Annotated in this window: 6 protein-coding genes; all 6 read left to right on the plus strand. The window is 49.1% G+C overall.

Translation table 11 applies throughout. The annotated features are described in order from the left end of the window. Nucleotides 1-616 (plus strand): 50S ribosomal protein L3 (rplC, locus tag GF309_12490; protein MBD3159602.1); only part of this gene is annotated, 616 nt, incomplete at its 5' end. Nucleotides 617-632: 16 nt separating this feature from the next. Next, complete coding sequence (locus GF309_12495; GenBank protein ID MBD3159603.1) at nucleotides 633-1,421, plus strand: 50S ribosomal protein L4; 789 nt, start codon at nucleotides 633-635, stop codon at nucleotides 1,419-1,421. 11 nt (nucleotides 1,422-1,432) lie between these two features. Beyond that, complete coding sequence (locus GF309_12500; GenBank protein MBD3159604.1) at nucleotides 1,433-1,696, plus strand: 50S ribosomal protein L23; 264 nt, start codon at nucleotides 1,433-1,435, stop codon at nucleotides 1,694-1,696. 13 nt (nucleotides 1,697-1,709) lie between these two features. Next, the gene (locus GF309_12505; GenBank protein MBD3159605.1) at nucleotides 1,710-2,435 is read left to right on the plus strand and encodes a 50S ribosomal protein L2; all 726 of its coding nucleotides are present in this window, start codon (nucleotides 1,710-1,712) and stop codon (nucleotides 2,433-2,435) included. A 185-nt stretch (nucleotides 2,436-2,620) separates the two neighbouring features. Next, entirely contained in the window at nucleotides 2,621-2,806 is a 186-nt protein-coding gene (locus GF309_12510) for a ribbon-helix-helix protein, CopG family (GenBank protein MBD3159606.1), read from the plus strand. After that, on the plus strand, nucleotides 2,803-3,833 hold a 1,031-nt coding region (ftsZ, locus tag GF309_12515), incomplete at its 3' end, for a cell division protein FtsZ (protein ID MBD3159607.1). The genes GF309_12510 and ftsZ, both read left to right, overlap by 4 nt.

Here is a 3,833-nt window from a genome sequence, read left to right on the forward strand (position 1 = left end):
GTTTGAAGCCGAACTTGATTCTCTTTCAGAAATCAGGATGCTAGTCCACACTCAGCCAAGACTTGCCGCGGTACCTAAGAAGCGACCAGAAGTGATGGAATACAAGATAGGTGCTCCGAGTGTGGAGGAAGCCTTCGAATATGCAAAAGATATACTTGGTACCGACGTGCGTATTGCTGACATACTCGAAGAGGGTATGCTCGTGGATACCATTGCTGTTACCAAGGGACATGGATTCCAGGGAACTGTTAGACGCTGGGGTGTTCGGATCCTTCAACACAAGTCCCGAAAAACCAAGCGAGGTATAGGATGCCTTGGACCTTGGTCACCTAGGAACATTCGATATACGGTTCCACAGCCCGGCCAAACCGGTTATCATTCACGAACCAATTTCAACAATGCTATCGTGCAGCTGGGTGAACGTGGTGAAGAGATTACACCAGAAGGTGGTTTCGTCAACTACGGCGTCATCCGCGGAGACTACGTGATGGTAAAAGGTTCCGTCCCCGGTCCTGTGAAAAGGACCATCAGGATGAGATATGCTATTAGAGCTCCTAGCGGGCATACTCCAGAACCTTTCCAGGTCAACTACATCAGTACGACATCGAAGCAATAGGAGAAGGTGATTTTCAATGGCAACTACAAAATTATACAAGTTGGATGGTAAAGCAGATTCCGACATTGAGTTACCTGTGCATTTCGATACTCCTTATCGTCCAGACGTCATAAAGCGTGCTGTGCTGGCTGTCCAATCCCGTGGACGACAGCCACACGGTGTAGATCCACTAGCCGGTAAGCGAACAACTGCTGAAAGCTGGGGTGTAGGTCATGGACGGTCGCGAGTACCCCGAGTGAAAGGTGGAGGTACACCAGCGGCGAACAAAGCAGGTTTCATGCCTGGTGTTGTAGGTGGTAGGCAAGCTCACCCTCCTGAGGCACGAGAGGTTCTTGAGGAGGATATCAATAGAAAAGAGAATCGATTGGCAATTCGTTCAGCTATCGCTGCAACAGGACACAAGGATGCTGTCTCTCGCCGCGGGCACAAGGTGGATTCAGCACCAGATTTTCCTATCGTTGTCAGTGATGAGCTTGAGACTCTCACTAAAACGAGAGAAGTCATGGACGTAATCGAAGCATTGGGGCTTAGCGAGGACATAGAGAGAGTACGGCAGGGACATAAGATTCGAGCTGGAAAGGGCAAAATGCGGGGCCGCAAGTACAAAACTCCGAAGTCTATTCTTTTCGTCGTTGGCGAGGACTTGGGCATTGAGCGAGCCGCACGCAATATCCCTGGAGTTGAGATAGCAGAAGTCCATGCGCTGAATGCAGATTTGCTGGCGCCTGGAACACATGCTGGACGTCTAGTGATATGGACTAAGTCTGCCCTAGAACGTCTGCAAGAAGAGGGGCTTTTCGTCTGAGGTGTATCAAAATGAAAGATCCAAACGAAATTGTCATACGACCTGTAGTGACGGAGGCCAGTCTTGAAGCTGTAGATATGGAAAACAAGCTTACTTTCTTTGTAGACCTTCGCTCTAACAAAAACATGATTCGATGGGCTGTTGAGACACTCTATGAAGTCGTTGTGGAACGTGTAAACACACTGATTACACCGACTGGAGAGAAGAAAGCTTTTGTAAAACTAGCGCCTGAATACAGCGCGGGTGAATTAGCCACCCGGCTGGGGATATTCTAAGTGGTGTTTGATAATGGGTAAGCGTATATTAGTTCAGAGAAAAGGACGCGGTACTTCAAGATGGCGTTCGCCTTCACACAAGAAACTAGCGCCGGCTCGTCATCCCAAATGGGCTCCCGATAAGACCTATCGGGGAGAGATTGTTGCCCTTTTCCACGAACCTGGAAGGGGCGCTCCGCTCGCAGAAGTCCGCTACGAGGATAAGTCCGCTCCTAGTTTCATGGTTGCTCCCGAAGGCGCATATGTGGGGCAAGAAATTGAATGTGGAGTAGATGCTGCTCTTGCCAATGGTAACACCCTGATGCTTCAACACATTCCTGAAGGCACTCCTATCTACAATGTAGAAGGTAAGCCTGGAGACGGTGGCAAGTTTGTCCGTTCATCCGGACTTACAGCTATGATAGTCTCGGCGGATCCTTCCAAGGCGATGGTTAGACTGCCTAGTGGATCACAGAAGGCGTTCAGCCCTCGTTGTCGAGCAACAATCGGTATTGTCGCTGGCGGAGGTCGGAAAGAGAAACCATTCCTCAAAGCCGGTAATGTCTGGCACCACAATCGTGTCAAGGCACGGAAATGGCCGGTTGTTAGAGGCGCTGCAATGAATGCGGTCTCTCACCCACATGGTGGAGGATCACATCAGTCTCCTGGAAGACCTACAACGGTCGGCAGGAATACTCCGCCAGGCCGGAAAGTAGGTAACATCGCTGCTCGAAGAACAGGCCGCAAAAAGAAGACTTGAAGGGAGGCTCATACTCCCCTCCTCATTTTTCTTAGGTTACTACAGAGCTCATTTTACAGTCTAGATTAGATTGCTAGTGTTCCGATTCGGCATAGCCTCTTACTCCCTATTTTATGCCTGAACAATCTCCCAGTAATATCGACATTAATATCCAGAGAGAATGACAGTTGGACAGAGGACTCGTCATGCAACTGATTGCGGTGCACCTACCTGAGCAGATTGTCTTGGACATAGAGGAACTTGTTGAGAATGGTTTCTATCCCAACAGAAGCGAAGCAATCAGAAACGCAATACGAGACCTATTGAAGCGTGAACTTTGGAACGGCAAAGTCATAGCTCATGAGACGAAAAGCGAGGCTGTAAACCAATGAAATCCATAATTGACTCAGCACGCGACCATAGTAGGCGGGAAAAGAGGGATTCCCAAAACCGCGATATGGGGCAAGCCCGAATTCTTGTTGTTGGCTGTGGTGGTGCGGGTAATAATACAGTGAAGCGACTCATGACTATTGGAGTACAGGGCGCTGAATGTGTTGCGGTAAACACCGATCGCCAGCATCTCTCAGTTACAACTGCTCATCGGAAGTTATTGATTGGTGAAAAAATCACCCGCGGACTCGGTGCGGGCGGCTATCCACATGTTGGACAAGCTGCAGCTGAGGAATCATCCCATGAGCTAACTGAATTGCTACGTGATGCTGATTTGGTTTTTATAGCTGCTGGCATGGGTGGTGGAACCGGTACGGGCGCCGCTCCTGTTGTAGCTAAGATTGCCAAGAAGAACGATGCCATTGTTGTCGGCGTAGTTACCATGCCATTCGAGCTAGAGCGCACTCGCATTGACAAGGCGAAATCTGGGTTGGCCCGACTTCAAGAGAACGCTGATACAGTGGTTGTCATAGATAATCAGAAGCTCATGGAACTAGTACCGGACCTTCCATTGGAAGAGGCTTTTGGTGTTGCTGATGAAGTGCTTGCTGGCATGGTAAAAGGCATAACTGAAACAATCACTATGCCAAGCCTCATCAACTTAGACTATGCTGATGTGCGTTCTATCATATGCAATGGAGGCGTAGCCTTGGTTGGATTGGGGGAGGCAAGTGATGAGAACAGGGCGGAAGAAGCCATCAAGAATGCTTTGAACAGCCCACTCCTCGAGGTGGAATGGACAGGGGCAACTGGTGCACTTATCCACATAACTGGTGGACCGGATATGTCGCTTTCTGAAGCAAATAACGTAGGACAAATCGTGTCGAATAAGATGAGTGATTCTGCTAATGTTATCTGGGGTGCACGTGTTGATCCTCGTTTGAGTGGTATATTACGTGTAATGCTCATTTTGACCGGTGTAAAGAGTCCGCAATTACTTCCCCGTTCAAAAGAGTCGAAAACCGAGAA

This window comes from Candidatus Lokiarchaeota archaeon (genome assembly GCA_014730275.1).
In the GTDB taxonomy this organism is placed as follows: domain Archaea; phylum Asgardarchaeota; class Thorarchaeia; order Thorarchaeales; family Thorarchaeaceae; genus WJIL01.

What these genes read in the sequence shown, in the direction of transcription:
- GF309_12500 (MBD3159604.1), top strand. Translation starts at nt 1,433, where the DNA reads ATGAAAGATCCAAACGAAATTGTCATACGACCTGTAGTGACGGAGGCC.
- GF309_12505 (MBD3159605.1), top strand. Translation starts at nt 1,710, where the DNA reads ATGGGTAAGCGTATATTAGTTCAGAGAAAAGGACGCGGTACTTCAAGA.
- GF309_12510 (MBD3159606.1), top strand. Translation starts at nt 2,621, where the DNA reads ATGCAACTGATTGCGGTGCACCTACCTGAGCAGATTGTCTTGGACATA.
- GF309_12495 (MBD3159603.1), top strand. Translation starts at nt 633, where the DNA reads ATGGCAACTACAAAATTATACAAGTTGGATGGTAAAGCAGATTCCGAC.